General features: G+C 65.6%; 21 protein-coding genes. 4 read left to right on the top strand and 17 right to left on the bottom strand.

All coding sequences use genetic code 11. The annotated features are described in order from the left end of the window. Positions 1-203: 203 nt before the first annotated feature. On the top strand, positions 204-905 hold the full coding sequence (locus ACQRBR_RS08370) for a LexA family transcriptional regulator (RefSeq protein ID WP_303878021.1): 702 nt from the start codon (positions 204-206) through the stop codon (positions 903-905). 537 nt (positions 906-1,442) lie between these two features. Here ACQRBR_RS08370 and argF read toward each other — a convergent pair. Further along, positions 1,443-2,474: an ornithine carbamoyltransferase gene (gene argF, locus ACQRBR_RS08365; protein WP_320854436.1), complete on the bottom strand. Its 1,032-nt coding sequence runs from the start codon at positions 2,472-2,474 to the stop codon at positions 1,443-1,445. A gap of 256 nt (positions 2,475-2,730) precedes the next feature. Here argF and ACQRBR_RS08360 point away from each other — a divergent pair, with 256 nt between their 5' ends. After that, complete coding sequence (locus tag ACQRBR_RS08360; protein WP_303878023.1) at positions 2,731-4,095, top strand: histidine-type phosphatase; 1,365 nt, start codon at positions 2,731-2,733, stop codon at positions 4,093-4,095. Continuing rightward, entirely contained in the window at positions 4,092-4,475 is a 384-nt protein-coding gene (locus tag ACQRBR_RS08355; RefSeq protein ID WP_427812756.1) for a hypothetical protein, read from the top strand. Before ACQRBR_RS08360 ends, ACQRBR_RS08355 begins: the two co-directional genes overlap by 4 nt. 230 nt (positions 4,476-4,705) lie before the next feature. On the opposite strand, the gene ACQRBR_RS08350 is transcribed toward ACQRBR_RS08355, so the two are convergent. From ACQRBR_RS08350 to modA, 6 genes are all read right to left on the bottom strand, one after another. Continuing rightward, positions 4,706-5,551 (bottom strand): tetratricopeptide repeat protein, encoded by an 846-nt coding sequence (locus tag ACQRBR_RS08350; protein ID WP_427812755.1) that lies wholly within the window; start codon positions 5,549-5,551, stop codon positions 4,706-4,708. 129 nt (positions 5,552-5,680) lie between these two features. Next, positions 5,681-6,622 (bottom strand): DUF4037 domain-containing protein, encoded by a 942-nt coding sequence (locus ACQRBR_RS08345; protein ID WP_427812754.1) that lies wholly within the window; start codon positions 6,620-6,622, stop codon positions 5,681-5,683. 2 nt (positions 6,623-6,624) lie between these two features. Next, on the bottom strand, positions 6,625-7,602 hold the full coding sequence (locus ACQRBR_RS08340) for a DMT family transporter (RefSeq protein ID WP_303878028.1): 978 nt from the start codon (positions 7,600-7,602) through the stop codon (positions 6,625-6,627). 343 nt (positions 7,603-7,945) lie between these two features. Further along, complete coding sequence (locus tag ACQRBR_RS08335; protein ID WP_427812753.1) at positions 7,946-8,725, bottom strand: ATP-binding cassette domain-containing protein; 780 nt, start codon at positions 8,723-8,725, stop codon at positions 7,946-7,948. Continuing rightward, on the bottom strand, positions 8,722-9,411 hold the full coding sequence (modB, locus tag ACQRBR_RS08330) for a molybdate ABC transporter permease subunit (RefSeq protein ID WP_168934864.1): 690 nt from the start codon (positions 9,409-9,411) through the stop codon (positions 8,722-8,724). The genes ACQRBR_RS08335 and modB overlap by 4 nt, the downstream gene beginning before the upstream one ends. 203 nt (positions 9,412-9,614) lie before the next feature. Beyond that, positions 9,615-10,397, bottom strand: a complete 783-nt coding sequence (gene modA, locus ACQRBR_RS08325) for a molybdate ABC transporter substrate-binding protein (RefSeq protein WP_204625302.1) — start codon at positions 10,395-10,397, stop codon at positions 9,615-9,617. Positions 10,398-10,637: 240 nt separating this feature from the next. Between modA and ACQRBR_RS08320 the strand changes: the two genes are divergently transcribed. Further along, entirely contained in the window at positions 10,638-11,657 is a 1,020-nt protein-coding gene (locus ACQRBR_RS08320; protein ID WP_427812752.1) for a TOBE domain-containing protein, read from the top strand. Positions 11,658-11,696: 39 nt separating this feature from the next. Here ACQRBR_RS08320 and ACQRBR_RS08315 read toward each other — a convergent pair whose 3' ends face one another. The 10 genes from ACQRBR_RS08315 to ACQRBR_RS08270 form a co-directional block, all read right to left on the bottom strand. Continuing rightward, on the bottom strand, positions 11,697-12,410 hold the full coding sequence (locus ACQRBR_RS08315) for a histidine phosphatase family protein (RefSeq protein WP_427812751.1): 714 nt from the start codon (positions 12,408-12,410) through the stop codon (positions 11,697-11,699). 1 nt (position 12,411) lies between these two features. Next, on the bottom strand, positions 12,412-13,650 hold the full coding sequence (locus tag ACQRBR_RS08310; protein ID WP_427812750.1) for a DVU_1551 family NTP transferase: 1,239 nt from the start codon (positions 13,648-13,650) through the stop codon (positions 12,412-12,414). Then, positions 13,632-14,849 carry a DVU_1553 family AMP-dependent CoA ligase gene (locus ACQRBR_RS08305; RefSeq protein ID WP_427812749.1) on the bottom strand — a complete coding sequence of 406 codons (1,218 nt, stop codon included), beginning with the start codon at positions 14,847-14,849 and terminating at the stop codon, positions 13,632-13,634. Before ACQRBR_RS08305 ends, ACQRBR_RS08310 begins: the two co-directional genes overlap by 19 nt. Before the next feature lie 28 nt (positions 14,850-14,877). Further along, the gene (trsS, locus tag ACQRBR_RS08300) at positions 14,878-16,338 is read right to left on the bottom strand and encodes a radical SAM (seleno)protein TrsS (protein WP_427812748.1); all 1,461 of its coding nucleotides are present in this window, start codon (positions 16,336-16,338) and stop codon (positions 14,878-14,880) included. Then, positions 16,331-16,795: a DVU_1555 family C-GCAxxG-C-C protein gene (locus ACQRBR_RS08295; RefSeq protein WP_303878041.1), complete on the bottom strand. Its 465-nt coding sequence runs from the start codon at positions 16,793-16,795 to the stop codon at positions 16,331-16,333. Before ACQRBR_RS08295 ends, trsS begins: the two co-directional genes overlap by 8 nt. Continuing rightward, entirely contained in the window at positions 16,792-17,496 is a 705-nt protein-coding gene (gene trsM / locus ACQRBR_RS08290; protein WP_427812747.1) for a DVU_1556 family methyltransferase, read from the bottom strand. The genes ACQRBR_RS08295 and trsM overlap by 4 nt, the downstream gene beginning before the upstream one ends. Then, on the bottom strand, positions 17,493-17,708 hold the full coding sequence (locus ACQRBR_RS08285; RefSeq protein ID WP_040369047.1) for a DVU_1557 family redox protein: 216 nt from the start codon (positions 17,706-17,708) through the stop codon (positions 17,493-17,495). Before ACQRBR_RS08285 ends, trsM begins: the two co-directional genes overlap by 4 nt. Position 17,709: 1 nt before the next feature. After that, a complete protein-coding gene (locus ACQRBR_RS08280; RefSeq protein ID WP_427812746.1) occupies positions 17,710-20,073 on the bottom strand; it encodes a pyridine nucleotide-disulfide oxidoreductase/dicluster-binding protein in 2,364 nt (787 codons plus the stop codon). A gap of 212 nt (positions 20,074-20,285) precedes the next feature. After that, entirely contained in the window at positions 20,286-23,015 is a 2,730-nt protein-coding gene (locus ACQRBR_RS08275; protein ID WP_278338611.1) for a molybdopterin-dependent aldehyde oxidoreductase, read from the bottom strand. Between the two features lie 51 nt (positions 23,016-23,066). Then, entirely contained in the window at positions 23,067-24,092 is a 1,026-nt protein-coding gene (locus ACQRBR_RS08270) for a molybdopterin-binding protein (protein ID WP_147589186.1), read from the bottom strand. Between the last annotated feature and the right edge of the window lie 329 nt (positions 24,093-24,421).

Genomic DNA, 24,421 nt, shown 5'->3' with positions numbered 1-24,421 from the left:
GCAGTCCCTTTTCCGGTATGCCGATGCCTGCAGCCGGGGACCACGGTCTGCACGGGAGCGTGCCTTTATCCCTCCCCCTTCGCTCAGGCCGGCGCCCCTTCCGTGCCGTCGTTTCCGCCCGCCGGGCCTTGCCGCTGCTTGCCTTCCCCCTGCCCTGCTGCTAGCATGATGGCGTTTTCCATACTGTGCCGAGGAGACCATCCATGACCGATTCCCGTTCCGATCCGACAATCGTGCAACGCCTCATGCAGGCGCTGGAGGCGGATACCGCTGTTGAACTGGCCCGGGCCCTGGGCTTGCCCGTGGCGGATGTGGAACAGGCTCTGGACAAAGGCCAGATCCCGGACGAATGGGTCCGCATCTGCGCCGCGGAAACAGGCTGCAATGCCGACTGGCTCTTCTTCGGCCGTGGCCCCATGCGCCTCCCGCTGGTGGAGTCCGGTGCCATGCCCGCCTGCCTCATGCTGGAAGACGTGGACGACGATGTGGACATGATCACCGTGCCCCTGGTGGTGGCCCGCCTGTCCGCCGGTTCCGGCAGTCTGGAAGTCAGCAGCGAACAGGAAGGCGGCTATGCCTTCCGCAGCGACTTTTTGCACCGCAAGGGCAATCCCCGCCGCATGGTGCTGATGCGTGTCTCGGGCGACAGCATGGTGCCCGAGATCCAGGACAACGACCTCGTCCTGCTGGATCAGGGCCAGACCGAGATCGTCTCCGGCCGCCTCTATGCCATCGGCTTTGAGGATGCCATCTACATCAAGCGCATCGACCTGCTGCCCGGCCAGATCGTCCTGCACAGCACCAACCCCGCCTATCCTCCCGTGACCCTTGACCTGAGCGGCGACTGCGCCGAACAGTTCCGCGTCATCGGCCGCGTGCTCTGGTCCGGTCGCGAATACCGCTAGCCGCAGAAGTTTCGATCCATATTTTCAGGGGAGAGGGGGACTTTTTCCAGCGGAAAAAAGTCCCCCTCTCCCCCTTTCCCCCTCACCCTTCAAAAACCGCTGCATGATCCCTGTGACACTTATGGCGCGCACAGGACAGCCCCGTCTTCCCGTCCCCCGCTGCGGATGAGGGGGCACTATGCGGAGCCCCCCTCAAATTCCGGCCCGGCAGCCAGATGCCCCGAGTGCAGGACAGACAGCATAAGGACGACGTGGTCTACCCGGCAAAATGATTTAGGAAAGTGACGATGTGGCGCGGGATGGGACAGCGTTGCTGCCCTGCGGGCCTGCGTCCGCAGGAGCCGGCACTCCTCCCGCAGGATGACGGAACAGTCGTTGCCGCATAAAAATAAAAGAGCGTGCATCCATGACAGGATACACGCTCTTTTTGTGAACAAGGTCGTTGTCCGGCCCCTACCGGACCCGCCAGCTCTGCGCCCCGGAAAAGAAAGGGGCTTTCACATGACGGCGGAAAAGCTTCGGGCCGCTGCGGTCGACCTACAGGCTGCCCTGCTTCACGAAATCGTCCGGCACGTCGGCCAGCGTGGCCACCATGACGGCCTTGATGGTGTGCATACGGTTGGCGGCCTCGGCAAACACGAGGCTGTTGGGCGATTCGAAGACTTCGTCACTCACTTCCATGCATTCCAGACCGAAACGCTGGTACATCTTTTCACCGATGATGGTGTCACGGTTGTGGAAGCTGGGCAGGCAGTGCAGGAAAGCGCAGCGCTCATTGCCGGTCTTGCGCATCATCTCGCTGTCGATGCGGTAGGGGGTCAGCAGGTTGATGCGTTCCTGCCAGACATCTTCCGGCTCGCCCATGGAGACCCAGACGTCGGAATACAGGAAGTCGCAGCCCTTGACGCCGCTGTCCACATCTTCCGTGCGGGTGATGCGGGCACCGGTCCGTTCGGCGATGGCGCAGGCCTGTTCGTAGATCTCGTCGGAGGTCCACAGGGCCCGGGGCGCCACGCTGCGGAAGTCCAGGCCCAGCATGGCCGAGGCGATCATCAGGGAGTTGCCCATATTGTAACGGGCATCACCGATATACGCCATGGTCTGGTCCTTGTAGGGCTTGTCGCAATGCTCGCGCATGGTCAAAAAGTCCGCCAGGATCTGGGTGGGGTGCCATTCATTGGTCAGGCCGTTCCATACCGGCACGCTGGCATAGCGGGCCAGTTCTTCCACGATGCTCTGGCCAAAGCCGCGATATTCGATGCCGTCATAGAAGCCGGACAGCACGCGGGCCGTATCGGCCATGGATTCCTTTTTGCCGATCTGGGAACCGGAGGGACCCAGATAGGTGGTGTGGGCACCCTGGTCATGGGCCGCCACTTCAAAAGAGCAACGGGTCCGGGTGGAATCCTTCTCAAACAATAGCACGATATTCTTGTCCAGCAGGAACTTGGGCTCGCGCTTTTCCTGCTTGGCTTTTTTCAGTGCGGCGGCCAGATCCAGCAAGTAGATCAGGTCTTCGGAAGTAAAGTCCGTTTCCTTCAAAAAATCTCGATTGGTCAGTCTGCTCATGCCATGCTCCACCCTTTCGGGTCGTTGCTGAAACTCTCTCCGCCTGCGCCGCCCGGCGGCTGTCGGCCTGTCCTCAGGCCGTGTTCCTCTACAGGTGGAAAGCAGGAATCTAGCAGCGCCGGGCCGCTTTGTCCATGCCCGAACGCCTGTAACATGAACGTCACATCCGCGCGCAGAGGGGTTGCGGACACATCTGCGCAAGACATTGCCCCCGGCATCGTTTACGCTTATGCTTCCACCAAGAAAGGAGATCCTCATGCGAACCTGGACATGCCTCGCCGGATTGCTCGCCCTGCTCCTGGGCCTGATACCCTGTCCGGTGTCTGCTGCCCCATCCGCGTATCACCTCAGCAAGGTCGTCATGCTGACACGTCACGGTGTCGCGGCACCGGCCGACGATAACCAGCTGCCCCGGATCACCGGCAAAGCCTGGCCGCAATGGCCTGTGGGGCCCGGCCAGCTCTCCCCGCGCGGCGCCCAGCTGTTGACGGCCCAGTGGGCCTCCCTGCGTGCCCTGTATCTTGAGGCAGGCCTGCTGCCGGTGCAAAAAACCGAATCCCGGGTCTTCGTGCGTGCGGACAACACCCCGCGCAGCCGCGGCAGTGCCGAGGCCCTGTTGCGGGGCCTGACGCCGGGCACCCTGCCTTCCTATGCCGTGGTGAACCTGGATCCTGATCCCCTCTTTGAGCCTGTCCAGGCCGGTCTGGCCATCTTCGACCCGGCCGAGACGGCCCTGTCCGTCCTGGACCACATCAATGGGGACTTTTCCCAGTTTTGGGAAAGCCTGGGCGAGCCCATGTCCCTGCTGGATCAGCTCACGGGCCCCCTGTCCTCCGAAGCCTGCAACAGCATCAACCTGCCCGGCGGCTGCCGCCTGTCCGACATGGTCCCCTCCATCTCCATCATGGACATGGGCCGCCGTGTGGAGATACGGGGCGGCCTTGGTCTGGGATCGACCCTGGTGGACCTGCTGGTGCAGGAATACGCCCAGTGGCCGCAGCAGGATGCCGCCTGGGGCCAGGCCAACGCCGCGGCCCTGCGCAAGCTCCTGCCCATCCGCAGCGAGATCTTCAATGCCCTGCACCGTACGCCGCTGGTCGCCGGCATCTACGGCGGCCCCCTGCTGCGGGACATGGCCCTTGCCCTTTACAGTCAGCATGCCGACCCGCGCCTCAACGAGGCCCGGTGCGCCGTCTTTGTGGGCAACGACAACAACCTGGCGGCCATCGGCTCGCTGCTGGGCATCGACTGGCAGGCTTCGGGTTTTCCGCCCAATGCCCTGCCGCCCGGCACTATCCTGGCCATGGAATTGTGGGAAGGCCCCGACAACGCCAGCGAAGTACGCTTCCGGGTCTTCATGCAGAGCCTCGATTTCATGCACGCGCCGCTGAGCGTCACTACAGCCAGCGGCTACCAGACGGCCCCGGACAGTTACGGCCCGGCCCTGCTGGAAGCCCATGTCACGCTCGACGGCCAGGAAGACGGCCCGGTCATGGGCAGGGAGCTGTTTGAACAGCGCGTCCGCGGTGCGCTGGAAGGACGGGGCCTGCCGCGCATCACCTTCCTGCCGGAAATGGTCTCTCCGCAGGCCCCGACACCGTCCCTTCCCGTACAGCCATGACGAACGACGAAAAAAAGACTTTGCTGCAACAGCGCTACGCGGAACTGGATGACGAAAGCCTGTGCGCGCTGGAACGCCACAAGCTGACCGAACAGGCCCGCGAGCTTTTCGATGCGGAGCTGGCCCGCCGCGGCCTCGATCTGACCGCCTATGAAGCGCGCCACGGCGACAGCCTGTACCGGAGCCGGACGGCCCTGCGCCGGAGGCAATGGCGCGGTGTGGGGCTCAAGGCCATCCTTGCCGGTGTCATCTTTGCCGGGGCCGCCCTGGTCCGGCAGCAGTATGGCGACAGTCTGGACGCCATGGAGGCCCTGCCCGTGGCTGCCGGCGGCCTGGCCCTGGCCATCCTCGTGCTGGCCTTTGCCCTGCGCCGCCGCTGAGGCACTTGCCCCTGCCGGGCAAATTTCGCCAAGGCTCCGGAGCTGTCAGGCGGTCTCCCGCCCTGCCGCGTCGGGAGCACTGTCTGCATCTTCGTGCCGTCACCTGCTGTCCGTCAGGCGCAAACATCGGCTCATTACGACAGCTTTCCTTCCTGTGCAAAAAAACGGGGAAATGCCATGAGGCATTTCCCCGTTGCCGTTTCATGTCGTCCTCAAAAAGATGCGGACGGCTAGTCGTCGCTGACCTGGGGCGTCGTCCCCGGAGCCACCATCTTCAGGGCGTGGCGGCAGATCTCAAGATTCTTGCGGTAGCCTTCGATGTCCGGCCCGGTGGTATGTCCGGCACGGGCATAGCAGTCCAGGGCTTCCTGCAGGGTATCCACGGCTTCCTGCCACTGGCCGGCCGTTGCCAGGGCCACGCCGAGGTTGCCCAGGGAGAAGGCCGTTTCCGTATGGTCGCCCAGCAGCTCCTTGCGGATGGCCACGGCCTGGCGGTGCAGGGCGATGCCCTGTTCCAGATCACCGCGCTCTTCGTGGATACGTCCCAGATTGTTCAGGCAGGTGGAGACATCCATGCGAGCCTCGTCGCCGCTCTGCTTCTCGAACACGTCCCGGGCCTTGAGCAGCAGCTCCTCGGCGCCATCCAGATCCCGCTGCATGTACAGGCAGGCCGAAAGGCGCATCATGGCCCCGGCCACCAGCGGATGGTCTTCCCCAAAACCGGCACGCAGGCCGTCCACGGCTTCGCGGCTCACGGCGATGCTTTTTTCCACCTGTCCGGCAGCAAGGTACAGGCGCCCCAGATTCTGCAGGGCGCCACAGGTAGCGGGATCCTGCACGCCCTGCCGTTCACGCAGCAGGCTCACGGCCGCCTCAATGGCTTCGATGGCTTCGGCCTGACGGCCCTGCTCGAAGACGGCACGCCCCAGCCCGTCCAGGGCCAGAGCCTTGTGCAGAGGATTGTCCGTCCCCTTGTCCAGCAATTGGCGATACCGGCTCTCAGCACCGGTAAGATCCCCGGCAGCCATCAGCTTGCCGGCGGCACGGATCTCCTGGATCCAGCTTTTCGCATCCATGTTCGTACTCCTGAAAAGATCTCTTCTGCCGGGCTGTGTGCGCAGACGTCCGGCCATGCTGGCCCCATGTTGCCAAAACGGGCAGCCGGTCGCAACCGTCTGCCCGCTGTTCCGGCTGTGGCCTGCCCGTTAATCCCGCAGCAGGTCCATGCGCAGGATCTCCACCGTGCGCACCTGCCGCATCACTATCGGCCCGTGCAGCCACAGCCAGCTGTCCTGCTCATCGCTCAGCCCCTGACGCCGCAGCTCCGCTGCCACAAGAGCGCTGATGTCTTCCACGGCCGCCACGGCTTTCTGCCCGCCTTCCTCGGTCGTCAAGGGGGCCGCTGCGGCCTGTTGCAGGGCCGCACACATATCGGCGCCCAGGCGGGGCAGGCCCTGCACGGTACGCCAGGCCCATTTGTAAAACGGCAGATACCGCCGGTTCAGCAGGCAGGCCAGGGAAAGGGCCGCCTCGCTGAAGCGCCCCAGGGCCAGCATGGCGCCGATGCTGTCCCCACGCTCAAGGCAGCGCGGCAAGTTGTACTGACCGGCCTGCGCCATCTGCATGCAGCGCGTGGCCATTTTTTTCAGATGCAGGTCACGGGGAAAATAATCCAGCAGGGTCGTGCGCCAGGCACTGAAACGGCCGGGCCCGTCGAAAAAGACCTCGCCATTGGTGCAGGTGGCCAGTCCCCATTCCTGCATGCCCAGCCAGTGACGCCAGTCGGAAGGCGGCGTGTCCCGGCCGGTGAAGCGGGCATAAAAATCTTCCATGGCCATGGGCCCTGTCCGCCCCATGCGCCGCTCCGGCGTCATGCGGCAGGGAAAGCCCTCGAAGGTCCCGGGCAGCAGGCGCAGGACGTCTTCCAGCCGCTGTCTGTGCCGAGCCAGGTCTTCCCGCGAAAGCCAGATGCAGAAGCCCGGTCCCCAGTCGTGATCCCGGGACGTGGCATCATCGAAGCCCAGGCATTCCGAGCCCTCCCCTGCCAGGCCCACGGCGCACAGGGGCAGGATGTCGCCCGCCTGTTCCTGCAACAGGGGCAGGCAGGCCTCGAAATAACGCCGGGAAAGTTCCAGTCCTTGCATCATGATCATCTCCTTGGGGCGGTATCCGCCGATTGTCCGCATCTGTTGCCGTCAGGCCGGGGCACGGCGTGACGCTGCCCCCACAAAGCCACGATGAAGATACCGCCGAGGATGGCGGCCGAACACAGGACAAGGCGCAGAGTGATGGCCTCGCCCACGAAGACCACCGCCCCCAGGGCCGTGATCACGGGCACGCTCAGCTGGGCGGCGGCAGCGGCCGCGATACTGTAGCAGGGCACCAGCGCATACCAGAGGATATAGCCCAGGGCGGAGGCCAGGGCCCCGGCGCACAGGGCCAGCGCCACCCCTTGCACCGGCAGGGAGAGCCGCCACCACAGGGCCAGCATCAGCACCAGGACCAGGGGGACGCAGCGGATGAAGTTGTCGGTGGTGGCCTCCGCCGCATGACGGAACTTGCGGCCGCACAGGCTGTAGGCCCCCCAGGCGGAGCCGGACACGAACATCACGCAGGCGGCCGGCAGGGGCGGCGCTTCCAGACCGGGCAGCAGCAGGACCACGAGCCCGGCCATGGCCATACCTATCCCCAGAGTCTGCCCCAGATTGGGACGCTGCCCCGCATGGATGCCGTAACCGATCATGCTGGTCTGCACGGCCACGGCGATGACCAGGGCCCCGGCCGCAGTAGGCATGCTCACATAGGCGACGGAAAACGCCAGCATGTAGGTGAACAGCGCCAGAGCCGCGCCCCAGCTGCCCTGCCCCCGCCAGTCCGGCACCTGCCCGTGACGCCGCTGGCGCCACCTGTGCAGGGCAAAGAGCATCAAAGCGCCGGACGTCATGCGGATGGCCGTATAACTGACCGGGTCCATGCCGTGATGCAGCAGGGCAAGGCGGCACAGGATGGAATTGAGGGCAAAAAGGGTCATGCACAACAGGGTCAGAAGCGCCAGCGGCAGCCCCTTCTGCCAGACGCGGCGTGCCGCAGACCCTGTCCCCGGTATGGATCGTTCCGTATCCGTCATCTTTTCTCCCCGGCGTCACAGGCTGACGCCACGGCTATTCAAAAGAAATCTTTCGCAAATGACAAGCAAAATCCGTACCTTCGGCAGAACATGCGACAAGTTTGCAGAAATTCTTCCCTCCCCTTTTTCTGTGGCGCAGTCCTGCATCCTTCCACCTCTCTTTGGATGCAGTACTGCAACAAAAAAAGCCCCCCGAAGGAGGCTTTTCATCAAGGTCCTGTCCCTCTTTTCTGGATGGCGGCAAGCAAGAAGTCTCCTATGCAGGCAGGCCGTTACCTCAAGTACCGGGGCCCAGGTCGCAAAAACGTAGGGGATCCTGCCGTTGCGTGATGGCCCGCCCGGGCTACCGCCCTGCGGCCCGGGCGCTCTCTGCCTGCATCTCCTGCTGCAGATGGCGCAAACAGTCACCCGCCGATGCGTACTCCCGGCGCAGGGAAGCATAATCCGCGATCATGCGGGCCCGTCCCCGGTGGTAGGTGACCAGGGTCCCGGCAAAGGCATCCACGTCTTCCGGGTCATGGCTGATGATGACGGCCGGGATGGCGAATGCGGCAAGGATCTCCTGTATCTCACCGCGCAGACGCTCACGCAGCAGGGGATCGAGCGCGGAAAAGGGCTCGTCCAGCAAAAGGAGTGACGGCCGTGTCCCCAGGGCCCGTGCCAGCGCCACACGCTGCTTCTGCCCGCCGGAGAGGTTGCCCGGGTACAGACGGGCCAGATGGGCGATGCCCAGGCGTTCCAGCAGATCCATGGCCCAAGCGCGCTGCTCCCTGTTCAGGCGCCAGGGCAGCAGGCCCGAACCGGCATAGGCCACGTTATGCAGCACGCTCAGATGCGGGAACAGGGCGTAATCCTGGAACATGTAGCCGATGCGCCGCCGCCGGGCAGGCACACAAAGGCCCTGCTCGCTGTCATAAAGGACGTTGCCGTCCACCACGATGCGCCCGGCATCGGGCCGGACCAGCCCGGCAAGGCAATGCAGGGTCAGGGTCTTGCCCGAACCGGAAGCACCGAACAAAACGAGGGTCCGGCTGTCCTCCGGCATCTCCAGATGGATGCCCAGATGGAAGGGGGCTTCCCTGCCGGGATCGTCGAATGATTTTTTTATATCCAGAGAGATCATGCGCTGCGCCGCCTTCTTTTGTATTTGACCAGCACTTCGGCGGCCATGAGCAGGGTCACGCACAACCCGGACGTTACCAGCACCAGCAGGGTGGCCAGGGCGTCGTTGCCCGCCTGGAAGGCATCGTAGATGGCCAGGGCCAGGGTCTGCGTCTTGCCGGGAATGTTGCCCGCCACCATCAGGGTCGCGCCGAACTCGCCCATGCCGCGGGCAAAGGCCAGCATGAGCCCGGCAAAGATGCCCTTCCAGGCCAGCGGCAGGGAAACGGTCAGCAGGATGCGCAGCTCCGAGGCGCCCAGAGTGCGTGCGGCGTTCTCCAGATGCGGGTCCACCTGTTCCAGGGCCGCCCGCGCGGACTTGTAGAGCAGCGGGAAGACCACCACGGTGGCGGCCACCACCGCCCCCTGCCAGGAAAAGATGAGCTGCAGGCCAAGATCCCGCAGCGCCGGGCCCAGCAGGCCGTTACGGCCTACGACGAGGATCAGGTAATAGCCCAGCACCGTGGGCGGCAGAACAAGGGGCAGCGTGCACAGGGCATCCAGCAGGGCCGGCAGGGGGCCGCGGCGACGAGCCAGACGCCAGGCCACGAAAAGCGCGGCCAGAAAAGAGAGCGCTGTCGCGATGCCCGCCACCCGCAGCGAGAGAAGGAGCGGCCGGGCAAGATCGGTAGGGACAAGGTATTCCATGCGGTATCCGGGCAACGATACCGGCGGGGGACCAAGCCCGACCGCCGGCAGGGGGAAGCATCCTGGGCTCCGGCCGTCGGCGATACCGCCGGACCGGAGACATGCAGCGCAAGATGCCGGACCCGGACATGCAGGAGTCGGGACATGTCCGGGCCCGGTGGGAACAGGGCGGCAGCGCCCGCAACGCCGCCGCTAGCAGAATCCTACGGCTTGGAAAAGCCGTAACGGGCCAGGATCGCCTGCCCTTCGGGGGAAAGGGCGAAATCCACGAAAGCCTGGCCCATGGCAGCATTGCTGCCGGTGGTGGCTACGGCAATGGGATAGGTGACAGGCTTATGGCCCGTGAGCGTCAGGCAGACATCGACCTTGTCGGCGCGCTGCTTGGCGTCAGTGGCGTAGACGATGCCGGCATCGACTTCACCACGGGCCACATAATCCAGGACCTGCCGCACGCTGTTGCCGTAGATGAAGGAAGGCTGGAGGGTCTCCCAGAGCCCGGCGCTCTTCAGGGCATCACGCGTATAACGGCCCACCGGCACGCTTTCGGGCGAACCCACGGCGATGCGCTGGGCCTTCTTCAGTTCGGCAAGGCTGCCGAACTTCTTGCCCTGGGCGGGCACGATGAGGACCACAGTATTGCTGACAAAATTCTTGCGGCTTTCAGGCTTGATGAGCTGGGCTTTCTGGGCCTTGTCCATGGTCTCCTGGTCGGCGGAGGCGAACACGTCCACCGGGGCCCCTTCCTGCATCTGCTTGAGCAGCGGGTTGGAGGCGGCAAAATTGGTATGCACGGTCAGGCCCTGATGGGACTTTTCAAACGCGGTCTTGAGTTCGGCAAAGGCATTGGTCAGGCTGGCCGCCGCGGAAACGGTCATCTCCCCGGCGGACGCCGTCACGGCCTGCCCGCAGCCGAGGGCGAGGACAAGGGCGGCCACGGCCAGGGACACGCTTTTGATACAGGCGGAAAGCACTCGTTCAAACAACATACAAGCCTCCTTGGCTTTTTTATGTTCTTGTCATGATGCACTTTACGCGCCTTCAGGAGCGGGGCAAGGCAGACACGGATTATATAAAAAGCGCGACAACTTGTAACATCTTATGATACAAGTTATTTTAGGGAAGCTTCAGGGAGGTTTTCTATGGTTTCCGCGCAAAAACGTGAAAAACTTAGCACTTTACTGCACAGTCTGGAGACGGAAGACAGGAAATGGCTGCAGCAGAAGCTCATGCGCCAGGACACTGCCAGCCTGCTGCGTGACGAAAAAGGCCTGAGCGATCAGGAACTGCTGGCCGCCGAATCCTGGTACTGGCAGCAGTACGCCGAATCGACCAGCATGCGGGCACGCCGGGCCCATGCCCGCCTGTGGTGCATCTTCATGCTCTTGCGCTATGGCGGTCTGCGCCTGGTGGAGGCCCTTGCCCTGGAACTCGGGCACATGGACTGGGGCGCCGGGATCATCCACATCCAGGGGGAACATGCCCGGCAGGTCCCCCTGCCCGCCACCCATTGCCGCCGTCTGCGCCAGATGATGGAAGACCCCGCCCTGTTCACGCCCAGCGGCGCCCTGCTCCACTGTGATGCCAGCTATGTGCGCCGCAGCCTGCAACAGTGCGGCAATGCCTGCGGCCTGCCCGCGGGCCTGCTCAGTGCCCGCAGCCTGCGCCAGACCCGCATCCTCGAGCTGGTCCGCCAGGGCCTGCCCGCCCCTGTGGCCGACATGTTCGCCGGGCGTAACCGCCGTCAGCAGTCCGGCAGCATCCGCTACAACCTCAAGGCCGCGCAGACCCTGCTGCGTGAACATGTCCAGCGCACCAGCGGCCTGCGTACCAGCGCCCGAAACGTCTTCCACGGCCGCATCGAACACTTGCGGGCCTCGGGCATCATCGTCACCGTGATCCTGTGCACGGCGGGCGGCCTGCGCGTCACGGCCATGATCACGGACGAAAGCTGCAAGAGCCTGGGGCTTTCCAAGGACATGCTGGTCACCGCCAGCATCAAGGCCCCCTGGATCATCATCGAGCCCGACCAGGGCCAGGACAAGCCCCCCGTGGCCACACGCAACTGCTTCCGGGGCACGGTGGAACGCGTGCGCCAGGACGAGATGCTGGCCGAGATCCTGGTCAACCTGCCTGACGGCAGCCAGGCCTGCGCCCTTCATGTGCGCGGTGAAAGCCCCATCCCGCCGGTGGGCAGCAGCGTCTGGGTCATCTTCAAGGCCCTGTCCGTCATCCTGACCCTGGATTAGGAAGGCATACCGGGGCTTCTTTCAGGGGGCCCCGCGCGCTTAACATTCCTGCCCCGGTAGCCAGATACGGCAGGCATAGTGCTGGGGGACGCGCATCACTTCGGCCAGCGGCAGGGCCAGCCAATGGCACAACAGGCTACGCAGCACGCCCGCGTGGCTGACCAGCAGCAAACATTCATCAGGATACCGGGCCTGCCAGCGTTCCACACAGGCCACGGCACGGGCCTGCACGGCGGCGAAGCTCTCTCCCTGCGGCGGCGCAAAGCCCGCCATGTCTGCTCCGCGTGCCGCATGGCTGCCAGGCCAGCGGCTTTCCACTTCGGCCACGGTCAGCCCTTCCCACAGCCCCAGCGAGATCTCGCGCAATCCCGCATCGGGGAAAATATCTATGGCATGGCCCCGGGCATGGAAAACTTCCTGCACCAGCCGTGCGCTTTCGCGGCAGCGCCCCAGATCCGAACAGATGATATGCCGGGGCAGGAAGGGCCCATACCGGCCGCTCTCCCCTTCCCGTAACGCCCCTCTCTCCGCTGCCCCTGCCATTGCCGTCCGCGCATGGCTGCCCTGCCCGGTGGCTGCGGCAACAGAGGGCGGCAGTCCGTTTGCCGCACCGCATTCCGCCAGCAGGGCCCGGGCGGACTGCCGTATCTGCTCCCGTCCCGCAGCGGTCAGGGCGATGTCGCGCGCGCCCACGAAACGCCGCTCAGGATTGGGCGGCAAAGAACCGTGACGCAACAGCCAGAGCCCGACCATGTCAGGCATCCTCTCCCAGCGGACACAGCGGCGTCCAGTGATCGCGCCGGGCATCCAGCATCTGCGCGCGCGTACCGATGTCCGCCGTATCCAGCACTTCCCGTACCAGCCGGGCGGGGTCACGGCCCAGCTCCACGGCCAGCCGCCGTTCCAAGGCCAGTGCCCGGTCGCGCCGCCCCTCGATACCGGCCCGGGCACCCGGATCAGCACCGAACTCCTCCAGTTTCTGGGCAAAACGCTGCGCCACCGGCACCCAGATCCCGCCCCGGCAGTATTTGTCCGCCAGATAGACCAGCTCGTGCGCACCCAGCTTTTTTTCCGCCGGGACGCTCTGATCCCTGTGGGCCGCCACGATGGCAGCCATACGGGCCAGCCCCAGACGAGCCAGCAGCCGCCCTCCGGCGGCCTCATGGCCATGCACGCCCTTGCAGATATCGTGCGTCAGCCCGGAGGCCAGCGCCAACGCCGTTTCCACGGGAGCCGCCTCGCCCCGGGCCTCCGCCAGGGCCGCGCACAGGGCTTCCGCCACCCGGCCCACGGCCAGCGCATGGCGCAGCCCCCGCTCCGGTACACCGGCCTGGAGCAGCAGGCCTTCGGCCTCGTCCCGCGTCAGGGCATCGTGACAGGCTGCCCTCTCCTGCAGATCCGCGTACTGTTCGGGAGTATCCATATCCAGCAGCATGGCGGCATCGGCCACCGGCACCTGACGGCAGGGAACAGCCGCCAGCGCACCACGCAGGCCTTCACGGCCGTCATGGGCAAGGATGGCGGGCACGAGGGAAAGGGGCAGATAGACGGGATGTCCCGGCTCGCCACAGAAGGCCGCCTGCAGGGCTGTCCCCGGCACGGCGTCCGCAGTCCGCAGCAGGGCCAGCAGGGTCAGGCGCCGGGTCAGGGGCACGTCCACAGGGTGGACGAACACGCCGCCCTGCTCCGGTGCCACGTCATCCGCCCGGGCCCGTTCCAGCACGGCCTGGAGCCCCGCGCAGATGGAAGAAAACATGCCGTCTTCCGGGCGGGGATTACGGACAGCGCGCAGGCCCCAGCCGGGAGCCACCGGCTCCAGCAACCCCGCATGGTGCCCGGTGACCACGAAGCGCTGCCCGCAAAAAGCGTACATCCGGGCCAGACGCTCCAGAGCACAGCACTCCCCGTCCGGGAAGGGCAGCGGCAGCAGGGCCTTGCACCGCCCCATGCGGGACGCCGCACCGGCAGCCAGTATCAAAGCGTAATGGTGCATGACCTCCTCTCCTCGCTTCCCCCTTTGCGGGGATGCGTCACTCGAAATCCCTGTCCGGCATACTCGATGCGCCCCAGCACCGGCCCCAGACGCGGCAACGGGCTGCCGCAGGCACAGGGCCCGTCCAGCAGGCTGGCCATGTCGCCCGTACGGTAGCGCAACAAGGGCATGGCCCGCCGCTGCAAGGTGGTGATGACCAGCTCCCCGGTCTCGCCCGCCGGCAGGACCTTGCCCGTCACAGGATGGACTATCTCCAGCAGCAGGTCCAGGGCCCGCACATGCCGCCCTTCACGGCAGCGGCACTGCACGGCCCCGGCAAAGGCGCTCTCCGTGGAGCCGTAATGATCCAGCACAAGGCAATCCCAGCCCTGCTCCACCTGACGGCGCAGACCGGGATCCAGCCAGTCGGCAGCGCACAGGGCGGCGCACAAACCGGGCGGCGTCTGGGGAAAGGCCCGCCACAGGCACTCCATCTGGCGGGGCAGCAGCACGAGCCCCAGACCTGCGGGAGCGGTGGCCGCAAGCGCCTGCCAGGCGGCACGGACAGCCGCCAGACGGACCGCCGCCCCTTCCGGGGCCTGCTCCGGTACGCACAGCAGCAGGTCGGCCAGGTCCATGCAGGCCGTCACGCGCACGCCCTGCGGCGCCAGGCTCCCGGCCAGCAGATCCGTGATGCCCCGCGGGCGGTGGGCACCCGGCAACAGCACGGCCACGTGCTGCCCTGCCGTGACCATCTGGGCCATGCCCACGGCAAAAAAGTCCCGCGTGCGCGCCAGCTCGGCATCGCTGAAGGCCAGCCGCTTGGGCGTACCCGTACTGCCGGAGGTGCTCACCGTGACCATGCGCGCCACCTCGTCACGCGAGACACAGAGCAGGGCCTCGCCGGGGCGCAGATCATCGGCCGTGGTGAACGGCAGTTCCGCCAGTTCGGAAAGATCATGCAAAGGACGCAGGCCCGCCGCGGACCAGCGCCCGACTCCGGCCAGACGCTGCCGGTACAGGGGGCTGTGCAGCGCCATGTGGCAAAGATCGGCATTAAGCAGCTCCAGCTGGCGTGCCCGCACGGCGGCGGCCAGTTCTTGGGGGCGCGTCGCGCCGCATTCCGCCGCCAGCCAGGCATCCAGCCCCAGCGCGAAAGGCCCGGGATGTTCCAGGGCCTGCCGGACAGCCGGGGGCAGGAGCGACGGCTCTTGCCTCATACTCCGTGCCGTTGCCGGAGAACGCGGGTCAGATGCCGTCATGACCTTCCTCCCCGCAAGCCAGACGCTGCGGGTAGAGCATCCGACCTTCCGTGGACGTGAGGTTATGGAGACAGAAGGGGATCATGCGCCCATCGGGGCGCACCACATGAATGCAGCAGCCGCGCACCCGCTCCACGTCCAGAGAGAGCGCATCCTGAAAGGCCATGCAGGAAAGGGTGAAGCGCTGTTCGGCCCCGGCACGGGCCAGAAAGCGGCCGAAGTCATCGGCCAGCGCCGCCTTGCCTTCGTCCCGGGGGCTGTCGTCACCGCGCCAGTGACTGGCCACGAACTGCCGGGATTTACGCGCCCCTTCGGCCGCCGGGACCGGCACCTTATCCACGGCAGGACCGCAGCAGGAGCGGGCCGCATCAGGCAGCCAGCGCAGGGAGGGGCTGCCGTCCGCCGCCTTTTCCCGCGCGTAGAGCGAACTGAAGGAGCAAAGGGAATGCTCGCAGCCCGGCGGGTGGAAATGCTCCATGCGCAGCCACTGCGGGACCTGACGGCACAGGGCGGCCATCACATCGCTGAGGGTGAAGCGAAGGCCGTCTTCCAGCCGTCCGGGATAACGGCCGAAACGGGCCACGGGCTGGATATGCAGGCCGCGCACGCCGGGGCCCAGCTCCAGCGCCAGACGCAGCAGGGCCCCCAGACGGTCATCATTGACGCCCCGGGCCACGGTGGCCACCAGCACCACGCCCAGACCGGCGGCCGTGCACTGCTCCACGGCCCGGCGCTTGACCGCCAGCAGATCCAGCCCATCGGGCAGGGCCACGGTCCCCCGCAAAGGCAGACAGCCCTCCAGATCGGGACTGTCCCATTGCAGGTAGACGGAATCCAGCCCGGCTTCGCGCAGCTTTCGGGCATATCCCGCTTCCAGGCCCAGGCGCAGACCGTTGCTGTTGACCTGCAACAGGCCGAAGCCCCGTTCCCGCGCCATACGGATGATGGCGGGCAGATCGTCGCGCACGGTAGGCTCGCCGCCGGAAAGCTGGACATTGCAGCCCGGCGAGGCCCGGCGCAGGCTGTCCAGCTGGAAGGCCACGGTCTCCGGCGAAGGATCGTCGGGCACGGCCCCGCCGGCTGCCGCATAGCAGATGGGACAAGCCATGTTGCAGCGCAGGGTCACTTCCACCAGGCCCGTGCAGGTATGCTGGGCATGGGCCGGGCACAGGCCACAATCATAGGGGCAGCCGTGCCGGACAGCTGTGCGCGGCTCACGCGGGTACGACGGCGTTTTGGGTCGTGACCAGCCGTTGAAGCGCGGCGGCGTGACGCCCTCTTCCGTCTGTTCGTGCCAGATGTCCACGGCAAAGGTGCCGTGTTCCGGGCAGGTACGTTCCAGCAGGATGCTCTGCCCCCGCCGCACATACCGGGCATCCAGCCGTCGCAGGCAGACAGGGCACAGGCTCTGGGTCTCGTGCAATATCTCCACGTCCACCTCAGGCATGGGCCATGAAATCCAGATCGTAGTTCTGGATCAGCTCCAAAATCTTTTCCCAGCATTCGGCCAGCAAGTCCCCACAGGCCACGGGATCGGGCTCCGCGCTCTCTGCCGTGCGCGCTCCCAGCCCCAGCGCCACCTGTTCGCAGGAGTGGCCGCCGTAGGCCGCCGTGCGCTCATAGAACCAGCCGGCGTAGTCATTGAGCAGAGGGGTTAGCATGGGATGGGGCTCCTCGCCTTCCGCGCCCTTACCCGCCAGCAGGGCCAGCACACAGGCACCGCCCGTAAGCAGGCCGCAGGGCCCGCCGGACTGGCCGATGCCGTGACAAAGGCCGTGCAGGGCCCGCACCAGATCCGGCACTTCCCTTCCCTGGGCCTGCACCAGCAGCTGTACCAGCAGCTGGCTGCAACAATAGCCCTGCCGCACCAGCGGCAAAAGATCCATCATCAGGGGATGCATCATTCCTCCTTTTGCGCGATCCAGAGCGCATAACCGGGCCGGGCCGTCGCCCCGCCGCAGCCGGGACCGCACAGGCCCCATTCCCGCAGGCTCTGCTTGTCGCCATACCAGACCAGCGCCGCGGCCAGACGGGCCAGGGCCGGGCTGGCATCCTCGAAATGCCGGACCGTAAAGCCCGCCCCTTCGCACAGCGCGGTCCAGCCCACACGGGAGCGGGCCCCGTCTGCACAGCCGGAAGGCTGCGGCGCAAGGACGCTCTCTTCTCCACGCCGGTACAGATCACTGCACGCCAGCAGACCGCCCGGCCGCAAGACGCGCCGGGCCTCCTGCAGAAAGGCGGCGGGGTCCGGCAATACGGACAGCACGCATTCACACAATATCATATCCAGCACGCCGTCCCGCAGGGGCAGGCCGGCGCAGGCATCGGCCACCAGATACGGCCGTTCCCCGGCCTCAGACGGAACTTTCGTCCGCCACTGGGGACGCAGCACGGTATCCAGGCCCCAGACCTGCCGCCCCTGCTGCCGCAGATGGCGAACACTGCCGCCGGGCCCGCAGCCCACGTCCAGGATGCGGGCCTCAGGTCCGGCATCATGCCAGCGCCGCCCCAGGACCAGAAGCCTGTCCGTGATCTCCGTCCCGCCGGGCCGCCAGTGTTCGCCCGCGATGCGCCTGAATTCCGGCCGTGTGTAGAGCTGGCTCACTTGTCTTCCAGCAGGGCTTCCACTTCCAGCATCTTGCCCTCGGCCAGTGACTTGGGCACCATGGTCAGCCCGCATTGCGGACAGCGCGGCAGCATGACGTCAAAAGCGCTGTTGAGGTAAAAGACCTGCACCTTGCCCTGTTCCAGCGGGCAGCCGCAGCGGCCGCATGTCCAGCTGCCGCCATCCGGTTCATAATTGGGACCGATACTCATCTTACGCCTCCCCGCAGCAGCCGTTTTCCTGCACGCCGCCGCTGCCCGGCACGCGCATCCGGTGGCACCAGGCATCATGCAGCAGCCAGCGCCCGTCTTCTTCCGTGTATTCCACCCAGAAGGTCACGTTGCGCGGCCGCCACGCGCCCAGACGATGACCGCTCTCCGCATCCACGAAATAAGCCTTTTCCGCTTCCACGGCCGCCACGGCCCCGTCCACGTCCTCCAGCAGGATATGGCGACGCTCAAGCTCTTCCAGCAGGCCGGGAACAAGATCCAGCCGTCCGGCGGCCGGTTCGGCCGGCTCCTGCCCCAGCCAGACACGAGCCAGACGACGGCGCAAGGCCGCACGACGGGCACGCCGTTCCGAAAGGCCGGGGCCCTTTTCCGGCTCCAGACCGTGGGCCAGCGGGGCCAGCTGCGGCAGCAGGTCCAGCAGATGCAGACCGGGCTTGCCGCTGCCCGCCAGACGGTCACGGCACATGATGCAGGAACTGAGGGCCGCATGCGGCAATCCTCCGGCCCGGTGACCGGCCATGGCATCTGCCAGTTCCGGCTGGGCACACCAGACCAGACCGCCATACCCGCAGCAGGCCGTCCTGTCGCGCCCCTGCGGCGGCTCTTCCGGGATCATGCCGGCCTTGCGCGCCAGCGAACGCACGGCGTCCTGCCATGCCGTATCATGCCGGGCCGTGCAGGGATCCTGCATGGTCAGCAGGGTGCCCCTGTCCGCACCGCCGGGAGCGCCTTCGGGCCATGGCAGGGCATCCAGCACCTCCCAGAGGGAAAGGGCCCGCGCCTCGGGCAGGACCTCGCGCAGGACGGAGAGGCAGGACGAACAGGCGGCCATGATCCGCGGCCTGCCCAGTCCTTCCCATTGCTGCCGCAACTCCTGCGCCTGTTGGGCAAAAAGCTCTTCGCGGCCGCCCCAGCGTGCCGGGATGCCGCAACAGCGCAGCAACAGACTTACTGGCCCGCGCTCCAGACCGGGAGCGAACTCACCCTGCCCGGCCAGAGCGTCACGCAGCCAGGCATAGAGGGCTTCCACCTGCTCCCCGCGCGAGGCCGCCAGCTGGCAGCCGGGGAAGAATAGCCAGCCGCCCTCCCCTCCCTTGATGCTCAGGGCGCATTCCGGGCCGCTGGCGGCTTCCATGTCCTCCAGCGCAAATTCATGGGCCGAAGGCGGCATAACGCCGCGCTCCACCATATCCTGCCGCGCGCTCAGGCAAAGCTCGGCCATGGAGAAATTCTCGGGGCACAATTCCTCACACTGTCCGCACAGGGCGCAACCGTTGATGAGGTTGTTGGCCAGATGCAGGCCTTTGACGATGGCCGCATTGTTGTACATCTGACGGGCGTAGACGCGAGGATAACCCTTGTATTTTTGCAGATAGACGCAGGCCTTGACGCAGACCAGGCATTGGCATTGCAGGCAGCGTCCGGCCTCCTGCCGGGCCTCCGCCTCGGAATAGACTTCCGCGACGGGCAGGACCCGCTCCACCGGCGCGATGCCGTCCAGCTCGGTGAACAGGCTGCGCTCGTCCGTATCGCGGGCCGCGGTCAGGGACACGCCGGCCACCAGCCGCTCCAGGGTCCGGGCCGCACTCCTGCCCTGCCCGGCCTGCCGCGACGCGGATGCGAAACGGTGGCCCGTGGGCGTGACGCTGGCCCAGCCCGCGCAGCAGATGTTGTCCCGCCAGTGCAGGATCTGCGCGTCCATGCCGTCTTCGGCGGGCGCCAGCTCCGGCAGGGCACCGGCATCCAGCAGGACGCCGTCGTACTCCCCGGCAGCCTGTTGCAGGCAGGCCGCATCCGTGGAGGCCTGCTCAAAGCGCACGCCCCGGCGGCCCAGGGCCTCCCATTCGGCATCCAGGGCCGCGGCCCCTGCCCCGGCCAGCACGGGCCAGCAGGACAGCAGTTGCGCTTTGGGATCGCCTTCATGGAAGACGGTCACGGGATAGCCCTTGCCGGCCAGATCCCAGGCACAGACCAGACCGGCCAGACCGGCACCGATGACGGCGATACGCTTTTGTTTGCGCGGCATGGGCAGGGAACGGGTCTGCACGCCCAGATGTTCCGTGCAGAAGATCTCCAGCCCGTGCAGGTTGACGGCGCCCCCCAGATCGCCGCGCAGGCAGCCCTGTTCGCAGGGATGGTCGCAGACGCGGGCCAGCAGGCCCGGCAGGGGCAGATAACGTTCCAGCTGTTTGCGGGCGTCGCTCCAGCGGCCTTCGGCGGCATGGCCGAGGAAGGCGCGCGCGTCCAGCCCCAGCGGACACAGGGACTGGCAACGGGGCGGGCGCTCCTGCGTGCAGCGGGATTCCACTTCATGCAGGGCGCTCTGGCTGTTCATGGAAATGCTCATGGGGACCTCGGGATGCCAGCGGGCAGGGGCCCCGCATCGTCATGCCCCATGAGGGAGGCAGGCAACGGATACGGCACACGGCACGCCTGCGGCGGGCGGGGAAGAAAAAACGGTGCAGGGCAAGACGGCATCCCTCCAGCAGGATGCCGTCAGCCTTGTCTGCATCTGACGGGGGACCGGCGAACCGGTCCCCCGGACAGTCATTGTTCCATTTACTTCTTGGGCATGGCCGCCAACACCTTTTCGGGGTACGCGGGCAGATGGGTCACGCGAGCGCCGCAGGCGTTGTAGATGGCGTTGATGATGGCCGGATGCGGGCCGCACAGCGGGATCTCGCCCGTGCCGGAGGCGCCGAAGGGGCCGTCAGGACGCGGGGTCTCCACATAGATGAGCTCGATGTCATCCGGGATATCCTTGATGGTGGGGATACCGGCACCGGCCATGGTGCTGTGCTTCTTGATGTCCTCGTAGTCTTCGGTAAGGGCCAGACCGATGCCCTGGGCAAGGCCGCCATAGAGCTGGCCGTCGGTGAGCAGGCGGTTGACCACCTTGCCGATGTCGGCCACCATGGTCATCTTTTCCACCTTGGTCTTGCCGGTGGCCACGTCCACGGCCACTTCGGCCATGAACAGACCGTACATGTAGCAGCAGAAGGGTTCGCCCTGGCAGTTCTTGCCGCAGTCGCGGGCCGGGGCGGTCCACTTGCCGTCCTGATGCACGGCGCGGCCTTCGGCCTTCATTTCGTCATAGGTGTAGAAGCCGCCGTCAGGCTTGCGCATGGCTTCCACCAGCTGTTCGCAGGCCACGCGGATGGCGTTGCCGGTCATCACCTGGGAGCGGGAACCGCCGGCAGGACCGGAGTTGGGGGTCTTGCTGGTGTCGTTCATGACCAGGCGGATCTTTTCCACAGGCAGGCCGATGGGACGCAGGGCCTCATGGGCGGTGCACTGCGCGCCGGAGTCGGCGCCCTGGCCGTGATCTTCCCAGGAGCTGCCGATGGTCACGGAGCCGTCGGGGTTCAGCTCGGCCCAGGCTTCGGAGGAGTCGGGGCCGTCCAGACCGGCACCGTACACGGCAAGGGCCAGGCCCACGCCGCGCTTGACGGCATCGGTGGATTCCGCCTTGGCCTTGGCTTTGGCGGCCTCATACTTGGGACGCAGGGCCTTGAACATGGTGGGCAGGTTCATGACCTCGGGCTTCTGGCCGGTAGGCGTGGTGTCGCCTTCCTTGTAGCAGTTGAGCTCGCGCAGATCGAAGGGATCCATGCCCAGCTTTTCGGCCAGTTCGTCCATCAGCACTTCGGAGGGGAATTCCGATTCGGGGCCGCCGTAACCGCGGAAAGCCGCGCCCCAGGCGTGGTTGGTGGCCACGGTGCGGCCGTCACCACGGATGTTGGGGATGCCGTAACCGGCGCCGATGAACTGGGCGCCGCGCAGGGTCAGCAGGTCGCCGAATTCGGAGTACGGACCGTGGTCGCAGGTCCAGTCGGTCTCCATGGCCACGATCTTGCCGGTCTTCTTGTTGGCAGCCATGCGCACCTTGGTCCAGAAGGGCGAACGCTTGCCGGTGTACTGCTGTTGCTGCTGGTAGTTGTAGCGCAGGTGGCAGGGACGGCCGGTGGCCAGCACGGCCACGCCAATGAGGGCTTCCATGGTGGGGCTGAACTTGTAGCCGAAGGTGCCGCCGGTGGTGTTCTGCACCATGACCAGCTCTTCGGGGAATTTCACGCCCAGACCGGGGGCGATCATCAGGGCATGCAGGTGCAGGCCGATGGACTTGGAGTGGATCACCAGCTGGCCCTGCTCGTTCAGGTAGCCGTAACCCACGTCGGGTTCGATGTTCAGGTGCGGCTGACGCTGGGTGTAGAAGCTGTCTTCCACCACCACGTTTTCGGGATCGTCGAAGAAGGGCTTGGTGTCCTCGCCCTTTTCGATGTGGGGCTCATAGTAGATGTTGGGCGTGCCGGGATGGATCTCGATGGCGTCGGGAGCCATGGCTTCGGGCGCGCTCATGTATTCGGGCAGCAGTTCCAGGTCGAACTTGACCTTGTCGGCGGCGGCGCGGGCGTGGGCCTCGCTGTCGGCGCAGACGATGGCCAGGGCGTCACCGTACTGGAACACCTTGGTGTCGTTGAGGATGGGACGATCCCAGCCGTCGCCCTTGTTGTCGGCAAAGGTGATGAGGCCGGTGATGCGGTTTTTGCCCTTGACGTCCTTGTGGGTCAGCACGCGGACCACGCCGGGCATCTTTTCGGCTTCGGAGGTGTCGATGCCCTTGATGATGGCATGGGAGACCTTGGCCTGGGCCAGGGCCAGGTGCAGGGTGTCGGGTGGCATGTGCACGGCGGCGTCGGCGCCGTATTCGGCCAGACCGGTCACCTTGACCAGGGCGCTGGGACGGGGCAGGCGCGAACCGAAGGCGCGGCCGTCGGCGGGCAGCTTGTAGCGCAGCTCTTCGATATCCTTGTCACCGCGCATGACGGCGGCGGCGTCCATGACGGCGTCCACCAGGGGCTTGTAACCGGTGCAGCGGCAAATATTGTGATGTTTCTGGAACCAGTCGCGCACTTCTTCACGGCTGGGGGCGGGATTGGAGTCCAGCAGGGCCTTGGCGGACACGATGAAGCCGGGCGTGCAGAAGCCGCACTGCGCCGCACCGTGGAACATCCAGGATTCCTGGAGGGGATGCAGTTTGGCGGGGGTGCCCACGCCTTCGAGGGTGGTGATCTGGGCCTGATCGGGCACGCGACGCATCTTGACGATGCAGGCGCGGGTGACCTTGCCGTCGAGGATCACGGAGCAGGCACCACACTGGCCCTGACCGCAACCGACCTTGACGCTGGTGATCTGCAGCTGGTTGCGCAGCACGTCAACGAGAAGAGTGTCGGAATCCACCAGGACCTGACGGGGAATACCATTGACCACAAGCGTTTTCGTTTCCATATGCGACTCCTAGAAACGGCTTGCAAGTTGAGACGGTCGCTGCCGCGCCGTCTATTTTCCAAACGGACAGATGGGATAACGGCATTCGCCACAGCCGGAGCAGAAGCCCCCGTGACCCATGCCGGCGATATCCTCGGCTGTCACCTCCAGTCCGGCCAGAAGGCGCGGGACTACGAGTTCGAAGATGCTGGCCTTGTAATACATGACACAGCCGGGCAGCCCCAGTACGGGGACGCGGCCGCGTTCCGTGGGCACATAGCCCAGCAGGAACATGGCCCCGGGATAGACCGGTGCGCCATAGCTCACCACCTGCGCGCCAGCGGCACGGATGGAAGCGGGGGTCTTGTCGTCGGGATCCACGGACATGCCGCCCGTCACCACCACCATGTCGGCTCCCTGTCGGATGAAGCCGCTGATGGCTGACGAGGTCATCTCCACTTCGTCACTGGTGAAGACCTGATCCATGACGGTGCATTCAAGGCGGGCGAACTTGTCTCGAAGCACAGGGCCGAAGGCATCCTTGATGCGGCCCGTGTAGACTTCGCTGCCGGTAGTGACAATGCCTACCTTGAACTTTTGCAGGGGCAGGACCTCGACCACGGGACGGGAAACCAGCTGCTCGAGAGCGACGATCTTGCTTTCCTCAATGAGCAGGGGCACCACGCGGGTGCCTGCCAGGTTCTGTCCCGGCCTGACCTGCTGCATGCTGTGCAGCGTGGCCAGGGTGATCTCTCCCAACGAATTGATGCGGGTCAGCGTGGGGACATCCACCCGCAAGAGGCCCATACAGGACGCCGAATAGTTGATGCGCCCTTCCTTGGGCTCGCTCAGCGTGATGTTGGCCCCGGCCGTAGCGGCCGCGATGCGCCGGGCGGCTTCATTTTCGTGCAGCACGCCCTCCTGCGGCTCGTACACATACAGATGTTCCTTACCTACCTCCAGAAGGGTTTGGATGTCTTCCTCCCTCACGATATGCCCCTTGCGGAACACGGGCCCTTTGTCCCCTCCGGGCACGATGCGGGTGATATCGTGACAGAGCACGCTGCCGACAGCGTCCTTGACGTGAATGGTTTTCATGGCAGCAGCTTTCATTGTCTCTCCTGAACAAATTATGAGATACAGAAAAGAAATAACAAGTTTTCATAAAAAGTGCAAAGAAAAACCTCATAAAATAAGATGGCTTGATGCCTCAGCAGATGATGCACGCTTTTGCAATGATTTTCGGGGGAATGTCACGCTTTGAGCTTTTCCGGTGATAAAAGTGCGCCTTGCAGCCGTTAATTGTGAAAATGAGTACAACCATCACTGCTTCTTTGCCCATCGTTGCACCATTATTTTTTGCAGTTTCTTCTGTCCATATCCCAAGCGGTAGCCTCCCCTTCCGGGATTCCAGTTCCCGATCACCT

The organism is Desulfovibrio sp. SGI.133 (assembly GCF_050313955.1).
GTDB lineage: Bacteria > Desulfobacterota > Desulfovibrionia > Desulfovibrionales > Desulfovibrionaceae > Desulfovibrio.
This window is presented reverse-complemented; position numbering and strand designations above follow the sequence as displayed.